This is a genomic window from Paenibacillus cremeus, from assembly GCF_007786445.1.
Classification (GTDB): Bacteria; Bacillota; Bacilli; order Paenibacillales; family NBRC-103111; genus Paenibacillus_G; species Paenibacillus_G cremeus.
Map to the genome: position 1 here is coordinate 218,184 of NZ_VNJI01000001.1, position 22,500 is coordinate 240,683.

At 55.6% G+C, this 22,500-nt stretch carries 19 protein-coding genes and 1 other annotated feature; of the genes, 17 read left to right on the forward strand and 2 right to left on the reverse strand.

Translation table 11 applies throughout. The annotated features are described in order from the left end of the window. The first annotated feature begins 107 nt into the window (after window positions 1-107). Window positions 108-1,409: a glutamate-1-semialdehyde 2,1-aminomutase gene (gene hemL / locus FPZ49_RS00965; protein ID WP_144842473.1), complete on the forward strand. Its 1,302-nt coding sequence runs from the start codon at window positions 108-110 to the stop codon at window positions 1,407-1,409. Window positions 1,410-1,517: 108 nt separating this feature from the next. Beyond that, entirely contained in the window at window positions 1,518-2,237 is a 720-nt protein-coding gene (locus FPZ49_RS00970) for a YqjF family protein (protein WP_186445538.1), read from the forward strand. A 70-nt stretch (window positions 2,238-2,307) separates the two neighbouring features. On the opposite strand, the gene FPZ49_RS00975 is transcribed toward FPZ49_RS00970, so the two are convergent. Continuing rightward, window positions 2,308-3,945, reverse strand: coding sequence for a phosphodiester glycosidase family protein (locus FPZ49_RS00975; protein WP_391563793.1), 1,638 nt, complete (start codon window positions 3,943-3,945; stop codon window positions 2,308-2,310). A 374-nt stretch (window positions 3,946-4,319) separates the two neighbouring features. Here FPZ49_RS00975 and FPZ49_RS00980 point away from each other — a divergent pair, with 374 nt between their 5' ends. From FPZ49_RS00980 to FPZ49_RS01025, 11 genes are all read left to right on the forward strand, one after another. Continuing rightward, window positions 4,320-5,192, forward strand: a complete 873-nt coding sequence (locus tag FPZ49_RS00980; RefSeq protein WP_144842476.1) for an RluA family pseudouridine synthase — start codon at window positions 4,320-4,322, stop codon at window positions 5,190-5,192. 85 nt (window positions 5,193-5,277) lie between these two features. Then, entirely contained in the window at window positions 5,278-6,354 is a 1,077-nt protein-coding gene (locus FPZ49_RS00985; protein WP_144842477.1) for a LysM peptidoglycan-binding domain-containing protein, read from the forward strand. A 235-nt stretch (window positions 6,355-6,589) separates the two neighbouring features. Further along, window positions 6,590-7,135, forward strand: a complete 546-nt coding sequence (locus FPZ49_RS00990; protein ID WP_144842478.1) for a heme NO-binding domain-containing protein — start codon at window positions 6,590-6,592, stop codon at window positions 7,133-7,135. A gap of 5 nt (window positions 7,136-7,140) precedes the next feature. Beyond that, window positions 7,141-8,841 (forward strand): hybrid sensor histidine kinase/response regulator, encoded by a 1,701-nt coding sequence (locus tag FPZ49_RS00995; RefSeq protein ID WP_144842479.1) that lies wholly within the window; start codon window positions 7,141-7,143, stop codon window positions 8,839-8,841. A 111-nt stretch (window positions 8,842-8,952) separates the two neighbouring features. Further along, window positions 8,953-9,234 (forward strand) — a binding site (T-box leader). Window positions 9,235-9,291: 57 nt separating this feature from the next. Next, window positions 9,292-11,964: a valine--tRNA ligase gene (locus tag FPZ49_RS01000; protein ID WP_144842628.1), complete on the forward strand. Its 2,673-nt coding sequence runs from the start codon at window positions 9,292-9,294 to the stop codon at window positions 11,962-11,964. A 13-nt stretch (window positions 11,965-11,977) separates the two neighbouring features. Further along, entirely contained in the window at window positions 11,978-13,351 is a 1,374-nt protein-coding gene (locus FPZ49_RS01005; RefSeq protein ID WP_391563796.1) for a bifunctional folylpolyglutamate synthase/dihydrofolate synthase, read from the forward strand. A 7-nt stretch (window positions 13,352-13,358) separates the two neighbouring features. Then, the gene (murC, locus tag FPZ49_RS01010; protein ID WP_144842481.1) at window positions 13,359-14,741 is read left to right on the forward strand and encodes a UDP-N-acetylmuramate--L-alanine ligase; all 1,383 of its coding nucleotides are present in this window, start codon (window positions 13,359-13,361) and stop codon (window positions 14,739-14,741) included. Between the two features lie 385 nt (window positions 14,742-15,126). Continuing rightward, a complete protein-coding gene (locus FPZ49_RS36575; protein ID WP_261381186.1) occupies window positions 15,127-15,666 on the forward strand; it encodes an extracellular solute-binding protein in 540 nt (179 codons plus the stop codon). Next, window positions 15,581-16,081 carry a hypothetical protein gene (locus FPZ49_RS36580; RefSeq protein ID WP_261381187.1) on the forward strand — a complete coding sequence of 167 codons (501 nt, stop codon included), beginning with the start codon at window positions 15,581-15,583 and terminating at the stop codon, window positions 16,079-16,081. The genes FPZ49_RS36575 and FPZ49_RS36580 overlap by 86 nt, the downstream gene beginning before the upstream one ends. Next, window positions 16,074-16,454 carry a helix-turn-helix domain-containing protein gene (locus tag FPZ49_RS01020; RefSeq protein WP_261381188.1) on the forward strand — a complete coding sequence of 127 codons (381 nt, stop codon included), beginning with the start codon at window positions 16,074-16,076 and terminating at the stop codon, window positions 16,452-16,454. The genes FPZ49_RS36580 and FPZ49_RS01020 overlap by 8 nt, the downstream gene beginning before the upstream one ends. 82 nt (window positions 16,455-16,536) lie before the next feature. Then, window positions 16,537-17,922 (forward strand): hypothetical protein, encoded by a 1,386-nt coding sequence (locus tag FPZ49_RS01025; protein WP_144842482.1) that lies wholly within the window; start codon window positions 16,537-16,539, stop codon window positions 17,920-17,922. A gap of 244 nt (window positions 17,923-18,166) precedes the next feature. Here the strand turns inward: FPZ49_RS01025 and FPZ49_RS01030 are convergent, their stop codons facing one another. After that, a complete protein-coding gene (locus FPZ49_RS01030; RefSeq protein ID WP_144842483.1) occupies window positions 18,167-19,465 on the reverse strand; it encodes an N-acetylmuramoyl-L-alanine amidase in 1,299 nt (432 codons plus the stop codon). Between the two features lie 214 nt (window positions 19,466-19,679). On the opposite strand from FPZ49_RS01030, the gene FPZ49_RS01035 reads away from it, so the two are divergent. The 4 genes from FPZ49_RS01035 (at window position 19,680) to FPZ49_RS01050 (ending at window position 22,472) form a co-directional block, all read left to right on the forward strand. Beyond that, on the forward strand, window positions 19,680-19,922 hold the full coding sequence (locus FPZ49_RS01035) for a DUF4321 domain-containing protein (protein ID WP_144842484.1): 243 nt from the start codon (window positions 19,680-19,682) through the stop codon (window positions 19,920-19,922). A gap of 54 nt (window positions 19,923-19,976) precedes the next feature. After that, window positions 19,977-20,588 (forward strand): Maf family protein, encoded by a 612-nt coding sequence (locus FPZ49_RS01040; protein ID WP_144842485.1) that lies wholly within the window; start codon window positions 19,977-19,979, stop codon window positions 20,586-20,588. Window positions 20,589-20,643: 55 nt separating this feature from the next. Then, window positions 20,644-21,333: a RadC family protein gene (gene radC / locus FPZ49_RS01045; RefSeq protein ID WP_144842486.1), complete on the forward strand. Its 690-nt coding sequence runs from the start codon at window positions 20,644-20,646 to the stop codon at window positions 21,331-21,333. 104 nt (window positions 21,334-21,437) lie between these two features. Further along, window positions 21,438-22,472, forward strand: coding sequence for a rod shape-determining protein (locus tag FPZ49_RS01050; protein ID WP_144842487.1), 1,035 nt, complete (start codon window positions 21,438-21,440; stop codon window positions 22,470-22,472). The last annotated feature ends 28 nt before the right edge of the window (window positions 22,473-22,500 follow it).

The following is a 22,500-nucleotide window of genomic DNA, read 5'->3' on the forward strand; positions in this document are numbered from 1 at the left end:
ACCCGTTCGGTGTGCTAGTTTCGCACTATTATATATCGGATGGATTAGGTTAACAAGTAATAGAACCGGTATTTTTGAAGTTATTTTATTGTAAAGGTGTGGGATGGATGAGCAGCGCTCGCAAACGTTCAGATGCACAGTCCGCGCAAGCCTTCGCGGAAGCGAAACAAGTGATTCCAGGTGGCGTTAACAGCCCCGTTCGGGCTTTCAAATCGGTGGGCTTGACGCCGTTGTTTATGAAGCAAGCCAAAGGCTCCCGTGTGTATGACATCGACGGGAACGAGTTTATCGACTACATCGGCTCTTGGGGACCGATGATCGTAGGTCATGCGCATCCGGAGGTGCTGGAGGCGATTACGGAGACGGCGGCGCTGGGTACCAGCTTCGGCGCACCGACCGAGCTGGAGACGCGGATGGCGAAGCTCGTCATTGAGCGGATTCCATCCTTGGACCTGGTGCGGATGGTCAACTCCGGGACCGAGGCGACGATGAGCGCCCTGCGCTTAGCGCGCGGCTACACGGGACGCAGCAAAATCGTCAAGTTCGAAGGCTGCTACCACGGGCATGCCGATTCGTTGCTGATTAAAGCAGGCTCGGGTGTAGCCACACTGGGGCTGCCGGATAGTCCGGGCGTGCCTGAGAGCGTGGCGGTCAACACCATCACCGTGCCGTATAACGATATGGAGTCGGTGCGGCTCGCATTTGAAAAATTCGGCGAAGAGATCGCCGCGGTCATCGTCGAGCCGATCGCCGGCAACATGGGCGTCGTTCCGCCGCAGCCAGGCTTTTTGCAAGGGCTTAGAGACGTGACTACGCAGTACGGCAGCTTGCTCATTTTTGACGAGGTGATGACCGGCTTCCGCGTGGGGCTGAATTCGGCGCAAGGGCTGTACGGCATAACGCCGGACCTTACCTGTCTGGGCAAGGTCATCGGCGGCGGCCTGCCGGTAGGCGCCTATGGCGGCAAACGCGAGATCATGGAGAAGATCGCGCCGGCAGGACCGATCTATCAAGCGGGCACGCTGTCCGGCAATCCGCTGGCTATGGCGGCAGGCTACACCACACTGAAGCTGTTAGGTCAGCTAGGCGTGTATGAGGAGCTGGAGCGCAAATCGGCTCGTCTGGAGGAAGGCTTCACGAAGAATGCGAAGGAGCTAGGGATTGCTTCTACGATTAACCGCGTCGGTTCCATGATTTGTCCGTTTTTTACCGACAGTCATGTGACGAACTACGACACGGCGAAGCTATCGGATCTGCAGCGATTCAACCGTTATTTTGCAGCGCTGTTGGATTTGGGCGTAAGCATCGCGCCATCGCAATTTGAAGGGATGTTTGTTTCCACAGCACATTCCGATGAAGACATCGAAGCGACGATCGAAGCGCACTACCAAGCTTTGAAGCAGCTATAAATGGATATCGTACAACCAAGAACTGCCTCCGGATCATTGACTCGGATAGCGGTTCTTTTTTTCTTGAACGCGAATACTACGAACAAGAGCAATGGAGGTTGGAGCCGTATGCTGAATGAACAGCGCCCATGGCCCGTGCCCAAGAGTCCGTGGATAATCAAGCAAATCTGGCATGATCTTTTATTTCTTCACTACCCTGTTGCAATTGAGGCGATTCAACCGTATATCCCGAAGGGGCTGGTATTGGACACCTTTGAGGGGAAAGCCTGGATTAGCATCGTGCCTTTTTGGATGAGTCATATTCGCCTTCGCTGGACGCCGCCGATGCCGGTGGTGTCCAAAGCACTGGAGCTCAACGTCCGAACTTATGTGTTGGTGGGAAATAAGCCGGGCGTGTACTTTTTTAGCCTCGATATTGATGGGCTGCTCGGGGTGATGGTTGGAAGGGCTTGCTTTAAGCTGCCTTACTACTATGCCAAAATGAAGCTGGATCGGATCGCGCATACCGTGGATTATCAAAGCAAGCGCACCAAGGATGGGCAGCAAACGTTCGAAGGAAGCTATCAGGCGGCGTCGGAGAAATTTCATGCGAAGCAAGGATCGCTAGATTATTGGCTGGTGGAACGGTACTGCTTGTACAGCCATCTGAAGGGGAAAAACTACATTTGCGAGATCGACCACGAGCCATGGAATTTGCAGCGAGTTGACTATAAGGTGACCAACAATACGATGCTGGCGAACTATAATATCGAGCTGCCGGAGCCTTATGCTGCCCACTATTGCCCGAAGAACGAGGTACACATTTGGCCGCTGAAACGGATTCGGTGACATGTGACAGGTATAGGTACGCAAAAACAAGGGACCCAGCCTTTCGGCCAGGTCCCGCGCTTATGTACTATTAATTCGTTGTTTTAATCTCCGGATGCACTTCAGGCAGCGTTGGTGATTTCGGTGTTTCCGCCGGTTTGGTGGATGGTGCCGTGCTCGTTCCGCTTGTGCCGCTGCTTGATGGCGCTTGCGTGGATGGGGGAGGTGCTGCTGCTCCGCCGCCGTTCGCAGGTGCACCGGTTGAACCGGCGCCTGCGCTGGAACCGGTAGTTCCGGTTCCGCCAGGCGTAGTTCCAGTAGAATTGCTATTGCCGCTCCCCGGCGAAGGGGTTGGCGTTGGATTAGTAGTTGTCGGTGTTGGTGACGGACTTGGTGTCCCGCCGCTGCCGGCCGGCTTCGCCGGCTCGCCGATTCCGCTAGTAGTGCCACTGTTCGTTGGTTCTTTGGACGGTGTGGTCGAAGGCTTCGTCGTGTCCGTCTTCGGTTTGTCCGTTTCCGTTTTGGTATCCGTCTTCGGATCGGTTGTTTTGGTTTCGGTCTTGGTCTCCGGCTTCGGTGTCGGCGCCGGTGTCGGCGGATTCAGCTTCCCTTTGGCCTTGAGCTCCGCCTGCTCCCGCAGGTAGTCCGGATGGTCGTACGAGCCGCCGGCATCGATCTTGTCAATGCCATCCCATACCCGGTTGGCTACCGCCTTGGTTGGATCGTCGTAGACGAGGAATGCGGACGGAAGTCTGCGCTCACCGTAACGGCTGGAAGGCTTCGTCAACACATTGCCTTGAACCACGAGTTCAGACGAGGCGCCGCCGTCCAGATTGCCCGCGTTGATGACACCCTCCTCCAAGAACAGATCCTGTACTTCTTTCAACGTGGCGCCGACACTGTGCGATTGGCGACCATCGATAACGATGAAGATGACCGTTCCATCTGCTTTCTGTCCTACCGCTGTCCGAGGACCGCGTCCCCAACCGCCGTCACCGCTTGTAATGAGCGGCTTGCCATTGGCAATAAGACGCGGGTAGAACGATACTGCTTCGGAGATGCCCATCTCTCTCAGCTCAAAAATGTTATATTTCCCGATGACCAGCGTACCGTTCTTCGTAAAACCGACAATGTGCTGGGCGATACTGCCGTCTTGGTCGGTATAAATGACATCGCCGCCGGAAATGACAGCACCAATCGCTGCAAATCCGTTCCCCAGTCCTTCAGGGTCATCAAAGCCGCCGCCGTTCACGCCGGCCACCGCTCCGGTCCGAGTGACCATCGACGAAATTTTCTCGCCCTCACCGGAATGAGAAGGGGTCATGACGCGGATCGTTTTCGGATCGTAGACCGTCATTTTCTTGCCCTTCCAGAATTGTCCCGAGATGTCCTCGACCTTGATCAGCTCATCTACACTGCGATTTTTTCGCGTATCTTTGGAAATTTTAATTAGTCCGTTGTCTTGCTTCTCCAGTGCGGCATCCTCAATATCCTGCTGCATCTTCGCAACGAGACGGTCACGTTCTTCGGCGCCGACAAAAATCCAGGCCCAGCTGCGATGCTGTGTCGTGATAACCGTTTGCGCCAGCCATTGCCGGATGTCGCCCCCCGGACCCGTTAGAAATAAGAAGCTGGAGGTCAGAAACGTGAGCAGCGCGACGATAAATAGCAATCGCTTCAGCTTGCCCCATTGCAGAATCGTTTGAAGGGAAAAATTCAATGTAGTCACTCCTGTTTAGTAAGCCTTTATCCAATAAGAAAATGATGTCGAAATCTAGCAATATCTATCCCATTCTATCATATCGTGGACTCTTTTAACAGCGTAGCAAAGCTAGTAAGATACAGGTGAAACTGGTAGTGTAACCGCTTTGAGAACCCGGTATGGATCTGCTAAAATAGCACTACGAATGAAAGTAGGTATGGGGGCGTAAGGGTGCTTAAACACTATAGTTTTTTTGGCGTCACGCTTGAAATGATCGCGGTGATGGGCTTGTTTTTCATAGTGCTGCTGATCATTTGGCTTGCGGTGCGGAGAGAGGCGGTTCGCAGGCATTCAAGACTAAGCCGAACAGACCGATCCGTGGTTAAAAGGGGTTTGCGCAAATGAAGGATGGGCGCCGCAAAGGCGAATGGCTGGAATGGAGTGCTTCCAATTCCATAGGGAGCTTGGAAGAGGCGGTCGCGCAGCTGCCGGCAGGCCGCTTCAGTGACAAATGGATTGCCAAATTGAAGCACACTGGCGGCATCGAATGGAAGGGCTCTCGTATTCGGCTCCGGTTATTCCCGGAAGAGCCGCTACAGTATATGCCGGAGTGGGCGGATATAGAAGTGTTGTATGAGGATGATTTTTGCCTGGTGGTGAACAAGCCCGCAGGGATGAAGGTACATCCGACGCAGGAAGGCGAATCGGGCACGCTGCTGCACGCGGTGCAGTGGCATTTGGAGGCGGACGGACAGCGGCTTCGTCCCCGGCATATTCACCGGCTGGATGAGGATACGAGTGGACCGGTGCTGCTGGCCAAGTGCGAATGGGCGCAAAGCCAATTAGATGCAGAGATGCGAGAAAAGCGGGTGGAGCGGATCTACCTCGCTTTTGTACAGGGCCGTGTGGAGAGCAGCAAGGGGACTGTCAATGCGCCCATCGGCCGAGATCGGCATCATGCGACGCGGCGGAGGGTATCTCAGACGGGCGATCCGTCAATTACCCATTACGAGGTCGTGGACCGGCTGCGCAGCGCTACGCTTGTTCGTCTGCGGCTTGAGACCGGACGAACGCATCAGATTCGCGTCCACATGAGCTATCTGGGGCATCCGCTGATCGGTGACGCCCTTTATGGAGGGCCGCTTCGCGGCATCCAAAGACAGGCATTGCATGGGGAGCGGCTAATTTTTCCCCACCCTTTCACCGGAGAGGGCATTCAAGTAGAAGCCCCTTGGCCGGAAGATTTCGCCGCGCTTTACGAGCAATTCAAATAAATAGTAGTCATGCTCCTCCCTCAAGGCGCGTATAAATTGTAAAGACAAACGTGCTGATTATCTTTTTTTGGAGGGAGGAATCACATTGACGACGGGGCAGAACGGCTTACGATTTGATATTTATGAACGCGTGCATTTGTCCGAGGGCGTGCTGGGGATTAAGGAGCTGGAAGGGGTAGAGCTTGTTCCTCATATTCAAGTGCTTCCGCAAGGAGAGCAGGCGGTGCTGCGAGGCAATTTATTGCTGTCCGGCACTTATATGGATGAACAGGAGCGGGAAGCTCAACGGCTGGAGCATTTAATCCCGGTGGAGATTACGCTTCCGATGAACCGGGTGCAGCGGGTGGAAGATATTGCGGTGGAAATTGAAAATTTTGATGTGGACCTGCTGTCGAGTCGTAGCTTGAACGTTACCGGTGTGCTGTCACTGAACGGCCTCGAGGTCATCTCGGCGGCGGACAACGAAAGCTGGCGCGAAGCAGAAGAAGAGGTTGTGTTCGTCCATGAGGCCGGCGACCGGCGCTTCGTTCCCGAGCCTGAGTCTGAGCCTGTGGTGTATGCGTCTCCGCCGCTCGCTCAACAAGAACAAGCCCCCCAGCAGGCAGCGGATGAAATATTCGGCGATTTGACGCTGCTTAGACAGGAGCAGGCCCAAGCGGCAGAGCCGCAGCAGGACTATCGATCGGAGCCGGTCATTAACGAGGAGCCTTCAATCCCGGTGAATGAGAACGCGGAGTTTATCATTGAACCATCCGTTCCCATTCAGGAAAATAAGGAAGTGCGCATCGGCCTCAGCAGCAAAAAGGTACCGGAAGATCCTCCGGAGGCCGTCGCTGCGCCTGCAGCCAAGTCCTTCGGGATCGCCTCGTTAATCAACTCGGCGGCTGCAAGAAGGGCGGATGCCCGCAGCCTGGAGGAGCTCGATCCGGCCGCTGCCGCACAAGCCGCTGCCGAGCGGGTCGAGTGGAAAAACCTGCTGCTGAGCAGCAAAACGCAGGTCCAGGAGTTCAAACGGATGCGCCTTTGCATCGTGCAAAAAGAAGAGACGCTGGAATCCATTGCCAAGCGCTATGAGATGAACCCGAGGGAAATTGCGCTGTATAACCGACTGGGAGACAGCGGCGTCAGTCAAGGGCAAATCGTGCTTATCCCTAGATCCTAATCTGTTTTACCAAAAGAGACCGCCGATGCGGGACCTTAGTTGACAAGCGCGTTTTGTCAACCGTCCCGCAGGGCGGTTTTTTGTTTTGCAGGCGTTTCGACAAACGATAGGTCGAATTTCCTATACTTTTGATAAATATTGGCATATAATTTACTCTTAATTAGATCATCTAGTGATACAGCTTAGCCTAGTACGACGAATCTCGTAAAGCTACGAAATGAAAGCGGGGATCGTGATGAAGGGAATCGTATTTGCAACGTTTATAGAAATGGTAGAAACCAAGTTTTCGCTGGCGATTGCCGACCGGATTATTCAGGACGCCGATCTGCCTTCCGGGGGCAGCTACACGGCGGTTGGCACGTACAACCATAGGGAGATCATCCGTCTGGTCGCGGAGCTGCATGAACGGACAGGCATCCCGGTGGAGGATTTGATAAAAACCTTCGGCGAGTATATGTTCGGGCAGCTGGTCGAGATGTATCCGCAGTTTGTGGAGCGGAACAAGACTGCCTTTGATTTTTTGCGTCAAGTGGACAGCTATATTCATGTGGAGGTACGCAAGCTGTATCCCGATGCGGAGCTGCCTGGATTTGAGTATGAGGCGCCCGAGCCCCGTGTGCTGAAAATGACGTATCGCTCCTCCCGCCCCTTCGCCATTCTTGCGGAAGGTCTGATCCTGGGCTGTATCCGCCACTACGGGGAGAACATCTCGGTAGAGCGCCATGACCTCACAGACGGGTCTGGCACGGCGGCGACCTTTATTTTGACAGCATCGGAGTGAATGGGATGAGTGAGATCGAACTGCTCCGCAGGCAGCTGGAACGGGAAAAGGCGGCGCGCAAGGAAGCGGAGAAAATTACCGAGGAAAAGACGCGGGAAATTTTTTATATGAATCAAGAGCTGCGGCAGCTGAACGATCACTTGGAAGAGATGGTGGGGGAGCGCACCGCCCAGCTGGAGAAAGCGCGTGATGAAGCGATTGAAGCGAATTTGATCAAAAGCCAGTTTCTCGCCAACATGAGCCATGAGCTGCGCACCCCGCTAAATGCTATCATCGGCTATAGCGAGATGCTCAAGGAAGATGCGGAGGATTTAGGCGAGCCGGCCTTCGTTGAAGATTTGCAAAAAATCAACACGTCGGGCAAGCATTTGCTGGCTCTTATCAACGACATACTGGATCTTTCCAAGATCGAAGCCGGGAAAGTGGAGCTATATTATGAAGCGTGCGAGCTGGGCAGCTTAATCCAGGATGTGCTTACAACGGTCACTCCGCTAATCGAAGCCAATGGAAACCGACTGGAAGTGCAAGGTATGGACGGTGAGATGAGGACCGACATTACGAAGCTGCGGCAAATTTTGCTGAACCTGCTGAGCAACGCCAGCAAATTTACCAAAGACGGGACGGTTACGTTAAGCGCCGTTCAGGAGATCAGGGAAGGCCGGTCGGGCATCGCGTTTTGCGTCAAGGACACGGGCATCGGGATGACGGAGGAGCAGATCGGCAAGCTGTTTCAAGCGTTCACCCAGGCGGATTCCTCCACGACGCGGAAGTACGGCGGCACCGGACTGGGGCTCGCTATCAGCCAGCGCTTCTGCCAGCTCATGGGCGGTCAGATATTGGTGGAGAGCGCGTTCGGTCAAGGCAGCACCTTTACCTGCTGGCTGCCCGTGCAGCCGTTGGCACTGGATGTGCCAGCGATGGGGAGCAGGACAGAGACGATGGAGGAAGGCCGGGCGACCGTGCTGGTCATCGACGACGAGACTGCCGTGCTGCAGCTGATGCAGCATTATTTGGGCGGCGAAGGCTTGAACGTAGCGTTTGCCCAGAGCGGACAAGAGGGCCTGCGGCTGGCCAAAGAGCTTCGGCCCAGCGTCATCTGCCTCGACATCCTGATGCCAAGCATGGACGGATGGACGGTTCTGACCGCGCTGAAGAATGACCCGGAGCTGGCTGGCATTCCGGTGATTATCATTTCCATGACGGACAGCAAAAGCTTGGGCTATGCGCTCGGCGCCTCTGGCTTCCTCAACAAACCGGTGCAGAAGGACCAGCTGCTGGGTTTGCTCGACAGGCACATCACGAATCGCAGCGCCAGCACCGTGCTGGTCATCGAAGACGACGTCACGACCTGCGATATGATGACGAAGATGCTGAATAAAGAGGGCTATTCCGTTCAGCGGGCGGCCAATGGACGCATTGCGCTGGAGAGCGTGGCCCAGTCGGTGCCGCAGCTGATTTTGCTCGACCTGATGATGCCGGAGATGGACGGGTTCCAATTTGTAGCGGAGCTGCGTAAATATGAAGCATGGCGCGAAATCCCGATCGTGGTGCTGACCGCCAAAACGATTACCGCGGAAGACTGGAGCCGGCTTAACGGCAAGGTGGAGAAAATCATTCAGAAGGGCTCGTTTGCCCGCGATGCGCTGCTGAATGATGTGCGCAGGTTTGTTGCGAGTTCAGCTAACAGCGGTACCGGCAGTATTTAACCCTTATTTTTCTTCATGAGCGAGTTTTAATTATCAAATGGTTGGCAATGCTTACAATATGGGTCATGTATATATTGACTCTGACCGCAATGTTGTTTATCATAGATGCTAAGAAAAACGTGGATAGGGAATAGTAGGCAGTGAACCCTTCAGAGAGCGGAACCGGCAAGACGCTGGAAGGTCCCGCAGGATGTACCTGTCGAAGTCGCCCTGGAGTTGCCCGGTTGAAGCCCATTGCAATGATTGTCCGTTGTCAATTCAGGCGTTAGACCCGGCCGGTTGCAGCCGTTATCTGTTGAGCGCCGTAATTTCAAGTGGCCGGGAACATTCCTGTGCAGCGGATTTTACGGAATGAAGGTGGTACCACGGAAGCGAGAGCCTTTCGTCCTTTGCGGCGAAGGGCTTTTTTGTTTTTCTTAATGCAGAACGTAACTTTTGGAGGTAACGATGATGGAAGAGACGAAACTAGCGACGGCGCCGGACACCTCGATGCCGACGACGTACGACCCGAAGGAAGCCGAGAAGAAATGGTACGATTATTGGCTGAACGGCCAGTTTTTTAAAGCAGGGCAGCGGCAGGATGCGAAGCCGTACACCATCGTGATTCCGCCCCCGAACGTCACCGGGATGCTGCACATCGGGCATGCGCTCGACTTTACGCTGCAAGATATTATGATTCGCGCCAAGCGGATGCAGGGCTACGACGCGCTGTGGCTGCCGGGCTCCGACCATGCCGGGATCGCTACGCAGACGAAGGTGGAGCAGAAGCTTCGCGAAGAGGGCGTATCGCGCTATGATCTGGGCCGCGAGAAATTCCTCGAGAAGGTATGGGAGTGGAAAGAGCTGTATGCGGGCACGATCCACGAGCAATGGGCCAAAATGGGCTTCTCCCTCGATTATTCCCGCGAGCGCTTTACGCTGGATGAGGGGCTGTCCAAAGCGGTGCGCGAAGTGTTCGTCCGCCTGTATGAGAAGGGCTTGATCTACCGCGGCAAGCGTATCATCAACTGGGATCCGGCCGCACGCACGGCGCTTTCCGACATCGAAGTGGAATACAAAGAGGTTCAAGGCGCGCTCTACCACCTCAAATATCCAGTGAAAGATAGTGAGGAGTTTATCGTCGTCGCGACCACCCGTCCGGAAACGATGCTGGGGGATACGGCGGTTGCGGTGCATCCGGAGGATGAGCGCTATAAGCATTTGATCGGCAAGACGCTCGTGCTTCCAATCATTGGCCGCGAAATTCCGATTATCGGCGATGAGTATGTAGAAAAAGAATTCGGCAGCGGCGCGGTAAAAATTACTCCGGCGCACGATCCGAACGACTTCGAGGTAGGCAGCCGTCATGATCTGCCGCAGGTGCTGGTTATGGATGAATCCGGCACGATGAACGACAATGCGGGCAAATATCAAGGCCAAGACCGCTTCGATTGCCGCAAGAACATTGTGGCGGACATGAAGGAGCTGGGCGTGCTCATCAAAATCGAGGAGCATGTTCACCAAGTCGGCCACAGCGAGCGCAGCGGCGCCGTTGTAGAGCCTTACTTGTCGACGCAGTGGTTCGTAGAGATGAAGCCGCTGGCTGATCGTGCGATCGAAGCGCAGAAGTCCGGTCAAGGCGTCAACTTCGTGCCGGACCGCTTTGAGAAAACGTACCTCAACTGGATCGAAAATGTACGCGACTGGTGCATTTCCCGTCAGCTCTGGTGGGGACACCGGGTACCGGCTTGGTACTGCGGCGATTGCAGTGAGGTGATTGTTTCCCGCGAAGACGCAACCGTATGTCCGAAGTGCGGCGGGACGCACCTGAACCAGGACGAAGACGTGCTTGATACATGGTTCAGCTCCGCGCTGTGGCCATTCTCCACACTCGGCTGGCCGGAACAAACGGATGACCTGAAGCGTTACTACCCGACCGATCTGCTTGTGACGGGCTACGATATTATCTATTTCTGGGTGGCTCGGATGATTTTCACCGGCCTCGAGTTTACGGACCAAATGCCGTTCAAGGACGTGCTCATGCACGGCTTGGTGCGCGATTCCGAAGGCCGCAAAATGTCCAAATCGCTCGGCAACGGCGTCGATCCGCTGGAAGTCATCGAGAAGTACGGCGCGGACGCAATGCGCTTCATGATCTCCACCAACTCTACACCGGGGCAGGATCTGCGCTTCCGTTGGGAGAAGGTCGAGCAGGCGCGCAACTTTGCCAACAAGATCTGGAACGCTTCGCGCTTTGCGCTGATGAATCTGGGCGATTTCCAAGCGTCCCAGATCGATTTGAACGGTAAGCTGGGGACGGCGGACCGCTGGATTCTGCACCGCTTGAACGAGACTGTCCGCGACGTGACAAGGCTCATCGATGCCTATGAGTTCGGCGAGACCGGACGCCTCTTGTACAACTTCATCTGGGATGATCTGTGCGACTGGTACATCGAATTCAGCAAGCTGTCGCTGTATGGCACGGACGAAGCCGCGAAGAAAACGACGAAGTCTGTATTGGCCTACGTGCTTGACCGGACACAGCGCTTGATTCATCCGTTCATGCCGTTTATTTCGGAAGAAATTTGGCAGCATCTGCCGCATGAAGGCGAGACGATTACCTTGGCTTCGTGGCCTGTGTATGAAGCGCGCTTTGAAGCGGCGGAATCGGTCCGCGAGATGGAGCTGCTCATGGATATTATCCGGACGGTTCGCAACATTCGCGCCGAAGTGAACGTGCCGATGAGCAAGAAGGTTGAGCTTGAAGTGAAGCCGGCTGGCGATGAGATTCAAGCGATTCTTAGCCGCAACGAAGAATACGTGAAGCGCTTCTGCAACACCTCCTCGCTGAAGATCGATGCAGGGATGACGGCGCCGGATAAGGCGATGACCGGCATCGTAACTGGTGCGGAGCTTTATCTCCCACTGGCGGGGCTGATCGACATTGCCCAGGAAATAACGCGCTTGGAAAAAGAGCTGCAGACGCTGCACGGGGAAGTGGACCGGATCGAGAAGAAGCTGTCCAACCAAGGCTTTGTTGCGAAAGCGCCGGCGAAGGTCATCGAAGAAGAAAAAGCGAAGCTGGCCGATTACGCCGACAAACGGGATAAGGTGCTTGCACGGATCGCCGAGCTGAAAGGGTGAGCAGGTCATGAGCATGGAACAACAAGCTGCTGCGGCAGCGCCTTTTCAGACGGTGAGGGAGGCGGTCGACTGGGTCGTCCGCTTCATCCCGCTCGTCGGAATTAAGCCGGGCTTGGAGCGCATGGAGAAGCTGATGGAGCTGCTGGGCAACCCGCATCGGCGTTTAAAGTTCATCCATGTGGCCGGTACGAACGGTAAGGGTTCGGTTTGCGCCTACTTGACGGAAGTCATCAAGCAGGCCGGCTATGATGTGGGGACGTTCACGTCCCCTTACATCGAGAAGTACAACGAGCGCATTCGGCTCAACGGGCAGAACATCCCGGACGAAGACCTGCTGCAAGTGATCAACAAAGTGAAGCCGCTAGTGGATGAAGTGGTCGAGGAATTCGGCCAGCCTTCGATGTTCGAGATTTCGACGGTGATCGCCATCGAATATTTTGCCCGTGTCGCTTATCCGGATTTTGTCGTCTGGGAGACGGGGATGGGGGGACGTCTGGACTCCACCAATGTGGTGACTCCGATCGTTTCCGTCATTACGAATATCGGCCATGACCACATGGATATTCTGGGCGATACGCTCGAGAAGGTAGCCGCTGAGAAAGCGGGGATCATCAAAGCGGGCGTTCCTGTCGTCAGTGCGGTGGAGCAGCCGGAGGTCATCGACGTCATTGAGCGAACGGCGAAAGCCAAGAACAGTACGCTGTATTTGCTGGGCCGGGAATTCCGTTATGATATGCGCGTAACCAAAGAAGACGAACAGACATTTGATTTCAGCGGGCTGTTCCGCAACATTCCCGAGATGACGATCTCGCTGAACGGCTCCCACCAGCCGAAGAATGCCGCTGTGGCGCTCATGACGCTGGAGGTGCTGCGCCAGTATTACGCCTTCATCGCAGAGGACGAGGACTTGTACCGTGCGATGCGTGCGGCTGCGTGGCCGGGACGCCTGGAGATGGTTTCGCGGTCTCCGCGGATCTTGATCGACGGCGCGCATAACCCGGAAGGGGCAGCAGTGCTGGCGGAATCGCTAAAAAGCACGTATTCATACAAAAAACTCCATTTAATGATGGGAATGCTGGCGAATAAGAATCATACGAGTTATTTCAGGCATATACTACCAATAGTGGATACTCTCATCGTTACCGAGCCGGATTGGTTTAAAAAAGCGGCTGCTGCGGACCTTGCTGATCTCGCTCATACACTGCTCGAGGAAATCGGCCGGCGTGACGTGAATGTCATTGTGGAGCCGAACTGGAAAGAGGCGCTGGAGCTCGTGAAGCGTTCCACTTCACCGGATGACCTGGCTGTCGTAACCGGCACGTTATATTTAATAGGGGATGTACGTTCCCGGATCAACCATCAATCCGATTCTGAAAAAGGCTGGTGAAACGAGCGTGAATACATCGGAGCACATCCATTTTATCGGCATCGGCGGATATGGCATGAGTGCGATCGCCAAGGTGATGCTGGAAATGGGCTACCAAGTTTCGGGATCCGATTTGGCGCAGCAGGAGCTGACTGAAAAGCTGGCGGCCAAGGGAGCACAAGTGTATATAGGGCACAAAGCGCAAAATGTGGATGGAGCGGATATCGTCGTTTATTCTACCGCTATCTCCAAAGATGATGTGGAAATGAAGGCGGCGAAGGAGCTTAACATTCCAATCCTGCACCGGTCGCAAATGCTGGCCAGACTGATGAATCAGAAGAAGGGCATTGCCGTAGCCGGCGCGCATGGCAAGACGACGACGTCTTCCATGATTGCGCTCGTGCTGGAAAGCTGCGGTCAGGACCCAACCTTCATCATCGGCGGCGAGATTATGAACGTGGGCAGCAACGCCAAAGCAGGGAAAGGCGACTGGGTCGTAGCGGAAGCGGACGAAAGCGACGGCTCGTTCCTGCAGTATCACCCGACCCTTTCCTTGGTGAATAATATTGAAGCGGATCATCTCGAAAACTACGACGGAAACTTTGAAAATTTGAAAAAAGCGTACGCGCAGTTTCTGAGCCAAGTGAAGGAAGATGGCAAGGCCATCGTATGCAAGGATGACGCCTACCTGCAGGAAATGATTCCGCAGATCAAGAGCGAGGTCATTACGTACGGGATCGAGTCGGATGCCGATTACATTGCTCAGGCGATCGAGCTAGGCGACCGGAAAGTAGCGTTCGAGGTCGTGCACAAAGGTGCCGTTCTGGGTGCGATTCATTTGTCCGTGCCGGGTAGACACAACGTGTTCAATGCCCTGGCGACGCTGATCACCTGTATGGAAGCGGGACTAACGTTTGACCAGGTGGCGGAGGCGATCACCGATTTCCGCGGAGCCAAGCGGCGCTTCCAAGTGTTGGGCGAAGTGGACGACATTCTCGTAATCGACGATTATGCGCATCATCCGACCGAGATTGAAGCGACGATTCAAGCAGCGAAAGCTACGGGCAAGCGCATCGTTGCGGTGTTCCAGCCACAGCGGTATACGCGGACGTACTTCTTGTTCGAGCAGTTCAGCAAGGCGTTCCCGGATGCGGATGAGGTGATCATCACCGACATTTATTCGCCGGCCGGGGAGAAGCAGATCGAGGGCATCAGCTCAGCGAAGCTGGTGGAGCTGATTCGCCAGAACAGCAACTCGAACGTGCAGTATATTCCGACGAAGGAGCAAGTGCAGGAATATTTGCTCGGCTCGGTGCACTCGGGCGATCTCGTGCTCACAATGGGCGCGGGCGACATCTGGAAGGCCGCCGACGGGCTGGCAAAGTGCTTAATTGCGCTCAGCAAGAAATAAGACAACAAGCCTCCGAATTCCACAGAGCAATGTAGCTCAAGTGGAATCCGGAGGCTTTTTTGGTGTTTGGCTTAAATAATGCAGCATATATGGTGTTGGGTTTCGGGGGCAAGAGTTCGATCATATGATTTCTAGGATATTTAATTATTTTTTAGTTATAGGCATAATTTCGACCTGAGTGATAGGGATAGTACCTAAAAGGGACAAAAAAATAGACAATAGACTGCCATATTTTACATTACCGATGCAAGATTCTCAATACAGCTTCCCCTGCAATCATACAAATTTCAACCTCCAATCGAAGGATCGTCACCTCGGCAAGGAAGCTCCAATCCCTTACGATAAACTTGTAAAACGATTACAAGAAACGAGAGGGGTATGGAGCATGAGTTTGCTTAAACGATGGGCAACGGCAGGTGCAGCGGTAGTGCTGGCGGCGGCGATGACGGCATGCAGCAGCGGAGGGACGACTACGGCAAGCACGGGGACGAAGGCGGGCGGAGACGCCAAAACGGAAACGGCGAAGCCCGTAGAGTTGACCGTTTGGTCGCTGGGGACGAATGGGTATGAGAAGCTGGCGGAGGAATACAAGGCGATTAAGCCGAACGTGACCATTAAAATTCAAAACACGTCTGACCAGACCGCTCATCACAACAATATGTTGACAGCGCTTTCTGCGGGGAAAGGTGCACCGGACATTTTCATGGTGGAGATCGCGTTCCTGGAGAAATTCATGGAGGCGAAGGACAAGTTCAATAACTTGAATGATCTGGGCGCGGGCAGCATCAAGGGCAATTATTTGGATTGGAAATGGAAGCAGGCTTCCTCGGCCGACGGCTGTGTACTACCGTACCGACCTGCTGGATCAAGCGGGTATTCCAAGCAAGCCGGAGGATTTCGCCAAAGAGATTGCTACCTGGGATAAATTCGCTCAAACTGCGGTTAAGTACAAGCAAAAGACGGGCAAACCGTTCGTCGATATGCCGGACCTGGTTTTTAACGGTGTGCGGGATCAAGGCAATGATATTTACTACAACGACAAAGATGAGTTCATCGGCGACAAAAACGCGCAGGTGAAGAAGGCTTACGACTTTACGGTGAAAGGCATTAAAGATGGCTGGGTTGGCAAAAACGCGCTGTGGACGCCGGAATGGGCGAAGGATACGAACAGCGGCGGGTTTGCGGTCATGCTGGCTCCAGCATGGATGAATGGCGTGATCAAAGGCAATGCCAAGGATACGGCTGGGAAATGGATGATTACACAAATGCCGGAGGGCGCGGGGAACGCTGTGCGGCACCTTGGAAGAAGCGGAGCTGCTGCTGAGAGGCAAGTTGAGTGAGTCGGTAGATCGGCTGGCCGGTGCCTCCTCCCGAGAGGAAGATAGCCGGTCGATCAGCAAAGCGATGGAGTATATGGACGAGCGGTTCCATCACGATCTGGGGATTGACGAAATTGCCGAGTTTATCGGGCTCAGCTGCAGCCATTTTTGTGTGCTGTTCCGGAAAGAAAGCGGCATGACGTTCCTCGAATATTTGACGAAGCTGCGTATCGAGCGCGCCTGCTCCATTTTGCGTAATACGGAGGTCAAGGTGTATCAGGTTGCGCCGCTGGTCGGGTATCAGGATGCCAAATATTTTACCCAAGTGTTCCGCAAAATGATGGGCATGACGCCTTCGGAATACCGGATCGCCGAGCAAGCCGGATCGGAGTAAGAGTTCACGGTGCTTGTTCTATTTTTTTTCTAACTCTCATAGTCTAGTAATACGAAAAAAGGGACAAGGGAGAGTTGAATCAATGAACAAGGCCAAAATGACATTTCGCTTCGACCAGGAGCAAAGGCAAACCGGAAACCGCGGGGGGCGGCAGGAGCCGAAGCTGGAGGCCAAGGTGATCCCGCTGCATTCGGAAGAATACAGTGTAGTAGAAGAGACGACGCGGGAGGAAACGATAGCCCCGGCACTCCGAGGTACCGAGGGAGGAAAACCGGCGGCGCCCGAGCCGAAGTTCATAGATGCGCAGCAGCTTAATCAATACACGACCGACTTTGGCGGCTGGCAGAGCTCCTTTGACGCCGAGACGCAGCGGATCGAGAGCATCATCCGGGCCTCCGGCGGCGCGACGGTCAATCCCGAAACCGGCTACGTGGAGCCGAAGCAGGAGCAGGAGCGGGAGCCTGAGCCCAGACCGGAGGAGGAGATGCGCGACCATCGCTGGTATTCCCCGCAGGAAACCGCCTATTACTCGAAAAATCCGGGCGGCGGCTCCTGGCTGAAAATTACAACCTCTGTGGCTGGTGCGGTGATCACAGGGGTGGCGTTCGGATTTTTGGTGCTGTCGATGTTCTCCGGAGGCGACGAAGAAGCAAAGGTGAAGCCGGTGGATGCGGGTACGGCAACGAAACAGGTTCAAGGGGCGGTCAAGCCTGGGGACGCTACAGGGCAAACCACCGGTAAGTCGACGGATACAGCAGTAAAACCGGGGGATAAGGCGGCGGCTGGTGATCCGGCTTCGGCATCAGCTGCTCAGACCGCGTCTGCGACGACCGGGGTGGCTGTGAGCCTGCCGGCTCGTTCCTATACGTTTTTGCAGGGCGGCGTGTTCAGCTCAGCGCAGGGTGCGGATACGGCAGCGGCGGACTTTAAGAAAAAAGGACTGGCAGCGGCCGCCGATGCTGGCGATAAATTTCCCGTCTACGTCGGGATGGGGATGAACCGCGATGAAGCACTCGGACTCAGCGCACAGTTCCAGCAGAAGAAAATCGACGTGCTCGTCAAGCCGTTTGATATTCCAGCCGTCAGCAAAATCAAGTGGAACGGCAAGCAGGCCGATTTGTTCCAAAGCTACATCACACAAGGCGACAAGCTGATTACGCTCATCACAGCGCAAACCATCACGCATTTGGGCGACGCTAAGCCGGCGCCGATCGATGAGTCGGCCCTGCAGGCGATCAAGACAGCCCATCAGGCCTGGTCCGGCTCTTCCACCGCCGTTAGCGACGGTCTGGGCGAGGCAGGAAAGGCGTCGCTGCCCAAAATGAACAGCGCGCTCAACACCGCCGTCCTATCGCTGGACGAGTATAAGAAGAGCCCATCGGCGGCCTACCTGTGGCAGGCACAGGGCGCGCTGATGCAGTATATTGTAGCGGAAAAAGAGCTGCTGAAGGCGACAGCTGTGCAGTAAGGACAGCGGGCCGCTAGAAGCGGAAAGAAGCCAATCCTCGTAGGCAGAGGGTTGGCTTCTTTTTTGTATTGGATACGGGTTTATACTCTATTAGCTGCTTTTGGAGCAACTAATCGAGCGTTCCGACATATGCGCTTACGATAAGTTGGGATAAGTGCCGTAAAAGCAGCTATTCGAGATGGTAGCCTTATTTCGCTGCAATAAGTGCTTCAAAAGCATTTATTGCGACAGCGGACGGCGAACTTTACTTCTTCGGATTCGCCGCTAAATATCGATCCAGCAGCGCGGTGGCTTCGGCGCGGGTGATCGAGCGCTCTGGCATATACTGATTTGCCGTCATGCCGTTCACCCAGCCCGCCTGCGTCAGTGCCGCAACGGCTCCTGCCGCCCAATAGCTTGGCGGCACATCCTTGAACGGCTGCCGCAGCGTCCCTTCCAGCGCCGGCCCCGCCAGCCGCTGGAACATCGCGGCCACCTCCGCCCGGGTCACCGGGCGGTCGGGCCGCAGCGTGCCGTCGGGGTAGCCCTCCAGCACGCCGGCCTTCACCGCCTTGTCCAAGGCGGTGAAGGCCCAAGACCCCGCGTTCGCGTCGCGGAACGCGGCAGCCCCGGCGGCGCCCGCGCCGGCAGAGGCGGGCTCGCACCCGCCACCGCCGGCAGCGCCGCTGCCGTACACCGCGCCGGCGACCGTGCCGCCGGCGGCAGAGCAGCTCCCTGCCTGCGCCTTCGACAGGTCGAAAACCCTACCCAGCAGCGTCACCCATTCCGCGCGTGTCAAAGCCCGGTTCGGCTCGAAGCTTCGGCCGACGCCGTCAACAATCCCCTGCGCTTTGAGCCGCAGGATCGCTTCACGGGCCCAGTGTCCCAGCGTGTCCGGGAACACGACATTCGACGTCGGCAGGTACGCCTCGATGCCGCGGGCGATCCCCTGCGCCATCGTCTGGCGCATGGTAGAATCCGCGAGCAGCGCCGCATCCGCTTGATTGGACAAGAACGCCGTCTCAACAAGGATGCTCGGAATCTGGCCCATTCGCACGACATAGACGGCGCTTTCCACGAGCCCGCGGTTCGTCAGGCCGGTCGTGCCCACGAACGAATCCAGCACGTCTTGCGCGAGCGCCTTGCTCTGCGGGGTCAGCGCTCGCATGGCATCGCTCGCCGGGTAGCTCGATTGCGGGTAAGCGTCGTCATAATACAGCACCATCGCACCGCGCGTGGTAGGGCTGCTGTATTCGTTGGCGTGGATGGAGACGAACAAATCCGCGTTTTGGGCGTTCGTGAAGGCGACCCGATCCGACAAGGAGACATATGTATCGGTAGTCCGCGACATCGCTACCTCATAGCCGTGCTGCACGAGGAGATCGCGAAGCCGGCCGGCAATATCCAAAGTAACTTCTTTTTCCTGTAGCTGATTTACGCCGATCGCACCGGAATCGGTTCCGCCATGACCGGCATCGACAACGATTTTCGCAGCCGAAGCGGGGCCAGGGGCAATCAGCAGCCCAAGGGCCAGCAGACCGAGTCGCAAGAGAGGGCTCTTCAATCCGGTTCACTCCTTTCAAAATCCATTGTACAAGCTGATTTAGAGGTCTGTAAGCAGGTAACATATGCCATGCGCGGTAGTGGCTTTGACCGGTGTGCGCGAAGGGATGCGGGCTAGAAAGAGCAAGTGGCGGATTGCAAAATATGGTATACTAGGCTCGATACATAGTTTCATAAATTTGGATGTATTTTTAGCGAAAGAGGTATCCTACATCTTGAAAAAGAACACCTTCACACTCATCCTTATGCTGCTCATCGGACTGGTCGCGGGGACGCTCATCGGACAGCTGCTGTCGCCGGTTCCGGCCTTATCGTTTTTGGTCAAAGCCGTGGAGCTGTCCTGGCAGCCCAAAGCGGATCTGCTCGTAATCCGGTACGACTTGAATCTGCATATCAAATTGAACTTAATCGGCATACTCGGGCTGGCAGCGGGCTTCTGGCTGTACCGCAGGCTGTAGTTCCGGTTCTCTTACAAAAGCACGCTTAAAAACTTCGAATCGAGGTCGCGATTTATGTCGATTATTGGCGCAAAAACACTCATTTTAGCTTCCTCCTCCCCGAGGCGGCAGGAGCTGATCCGGTCGCTCAAGCTGCCGTATACCATCCTGGCCAGCGACGTGGACGAAACGACAGAGCCGGGACTGACACCGGCACAGATTGTGGAAGAACTTTCTAGTCGCAAAGCGCAGGCGGTCTACGAACGTTGTAAGGTAGAGGCTAGAGACGAATACAAAGGCGTCGTGATCGGCTCCGATACGATCGTCGTGCTGGAGGGCGAGGTGCTCGGCAAGCCGGCGGATGAAGCGGATGCCTTTCGCATGCTGAAGGCCCTTCAGGGCAGAGCGCACGAAGTATACAGCGGAGTTGCGCTGATCGATACAGAGACAGGCGGGCGATTGGTAGCTCACAGCACCACAGGCGTGGTGATGAAGCAGCTGGACGACGAGCAAATCCGGCGTTATATCGCGACGCGAGAGCCCATGGATAAAGCGGGCTCGTACGGGATTCAAGGACTCGGCGCGACGATCGTGGAGCGGCTTGAGGGCGATTATTTTACCGTGGTCGGCCTGCCGATGTCGCTCCTTAGCGAAATGTTGGGTTCGATGGGGATTGCTGTCTTTTAAAGTTGCGTCATGCTATAATAAAGGTTCGTACACCGACACAGAAAGAGGGGAATGCATGGAATCGCTCAATTACACATTGCGCGATGTCCCAAACGAAGAACGACCTAGAGAACGCATGATGCAGTATGGGGCAGGGGCGTTAAGCAACGCGGAGCTGCTGGCGATTTTACTCCGGACGGGAACCTTTCAGGAATCCGCCGTGCACTTGGCACAGCGTGTGCTTCGTCAGGCAGGAAGCCTGCGAAGTCTGACGGACATGAGCCTGCAGCAGCTTACAGGAATCAAGGGCATTGGCGCGGCGAAGGCGCTGCAGCTTCAAGCCAGCATCGAGCTTGGCAAGCGGATGGCGCGCAGCACCTTAAGCGACACGGTGACGATCCGGTCGCCGCAAGATGTGGCTTCGCTATTATCGGAGGAGCTGCGCTATTTGCAGAAGGAGCATTTTGTCTGTCTGTTCTTGAATACGAAAAATCACGTCGTCGGGCAGGAAACGCTCTCGATGGGCAGCCTGAATGCCTCGATCGTGCATCCGCGGGAAGTGTTCCGTGCGGCGATCAAACGCAGCAGTGCGTCGATCGTTTGCGTACATAATCACCCGAGCGGCGATCCGACCCCAAGCCCAGAGGATATCAGTATGACCCGGAGGCTGGTTGAAGCCGGCGATTTGATCGGGATCGAAGTGCTGGACCACATCGTGATCGGCGATCAAAGCTTCGTCAGTTTGAAGGAGCTCGGACTGATGTAATATAATTGGTGTTTAGCAGCTTTGAACCACACATAACAACACATACAACAACACACGCAAGCGTGCAGAGGCACGCCTCAAATAGAGAAGGGAGCACCACATTCATGTTAGGTGGATTTACGAAAGACTTAGGGATTGACCTGGGAACGGCCAATACGCTGGTGTATGTCAAAGGAAAAGGAATCGTCGTGCGCGAGCCGTCGGTCGTCGCGATCCGGACGGATACGAAGACGATCGAGGCGGTAGGCAACGACGCCAAGAAAATGATCGGCCGTACGCCGGGCAATATCCGCGCGATCCGTCCGATGAAGGACGGCGTCATCGCCGATTTCGACACGACCTCGACGATGATTAAATATTTCATTCGCCAGGCGCAGAAGCAGCGCCTGCTGTTCCAGCGCCACCCGAGCGTTATGGTGTGCGTGCCTTCGGGCATTACCGCGGTGGAGAAGCGCGCGGTGGAGGATGCGACGCGTCAAGCGGGCGCCCGCGACGCGTATACGATCGAGGAGCCGTTCGCGGCGGCGATCGGCGCCGATTTGCCGGTCTGGGAACCGACCGGGAGCATGGTAGTCGACATCGGCGGGGGCACCACCGAGGTCGCAGTCATTTCGCTGGGCGGCATTGTGACCAGCCGGTCGATCCGGGTGGCGGGCGATGAGATGGATGAAGCGATCATCCAGTACATCAAGCGCACCTATAACCTGATGATCGGCGAGCGCACCGCCGAGCAGATCAAGGTCGAGATCGGCTCCGCGCTGCAGATGGACCCGCCGGTGCGGCACGAAATCCGCGGTCGCGATCTCGTATCCGGTCTGCCGAAGACGATGGCGATCACCTCGGATGAGATTACCGATGCGCTTAGCGATACCGTGTACAGCATCGTGGATGCGGTGAAGGTAACGCTGGAGAAATGTCCACCGGAGCTGTCGGCCGATATTATGGACCGCGGCATCGTGCTGACGGGCGGCGGAGGCTTGCTGCGCAATCTGGACAAGCTGCTGACAAGAGAAACCGGAATGCCGGTGCTCGTCGCCGAGAACGCGCTGGACTGCGTCGCCATCGGGACAGGACGCGCGCTGGAGAATATCCATTTGTTCAAAACAAGATCAGGTCCAACCAGCAAAGCAAAGCGCTAATTCGGACCGCTCCGACTCGCTCATAACG

What these genes read in the sequence shown, in the direction of transcription:
- FPZ49_RS00990 (WP_144842478.1), top strand. Translation starts at nt 6,590, where the DNA reads ATGAAGGGAATCGTATTTGCAACGTTTATAGAAATGGTAGAAACCAAG.
- FPZ49_RS01025 (WP_144842482.1), top strand. Translation starts at nt 16,537, where the DNA reads ATGAACAAGGCCAAAATGACATTTCGCTTCGACCAGGAGCAAAGGCAA.
- FPZ49_RS01050 (WP_144842487.1), top strand. Translation starts at nt 21,438, where the DNA reads ATGTTAGGTGGATTTACGAAAGACTTAGGGATTGACCTGGGAACGGCC.
- hemL (WP_144842473.1), top strand. Translation starts at nt 108, where the DNA reads ATGAGCAGCGCTCGCAAACGTTCAGATGCACAGTCCGCGCAAGCCTTC.
- FPZ49_RS01005 (WP_391563796.1), top strand. Translation starts at nt 11,978, where the DNA reads ATGGAACAACAAGCTGCTGCGGCAGCGCCTTTTCAGACGGTGAGGGAG.
- FPZ49_RS00970 (WP_186445538.1), top strand. Translation starts at nt 1,518, where the DNA reads ATGCTGAATGAACAGCGCCCATGGCCCGTGCCCAAGAGTCCGTGGATA.
- FPZ49_RS01000 (WP_144842628.1), top strand. Translation starts at nt 9,292, where the DNA reads ATGGAAGAGACGAAACTAGCGACGGCGCCGGACACCTCGATGCCGACG.
- FPZ49_RS00995 (WP_144842479.1), top strand. Translation starts at nt 7,141, where the DNA reads ATGAGTGAGATCGAACTGCTCCGCAGGCAGCTGGAACGGGAAAAGGCG.
- radC (WP_144842486.1), top strand. Translation starts at nt 20,644, where the DNA reads ATGGAATCGCTCAATTACACATTGCGCGATGTCCCAAACGAAGAACGA.
- FPZ49_RS01040 (WP_144842485.1), top strand. Translation starts at nt 19,977, where the DNA reads ATGTCGATTATTGGCGCAAAAACACTCATTTTAGCTTCCTCCTCCCCG.
- FPZ49_RS36575 (WP_261381186.1), top strand. Translation starts at nt 15,127, where the DNA reads ATGAGTTTGCTTAAACGATGGGCAACGGCAGGTGCAGCGGTAGTGCTG.
- FPZ49_RS00980 (WP_144842476.1), top strand. Translation starts at nt 4,320, where the DNA reads ATGAAGGATGGGCGCCGCAAAGGCGAATGGCTGGAATGGAGTGCTTCC.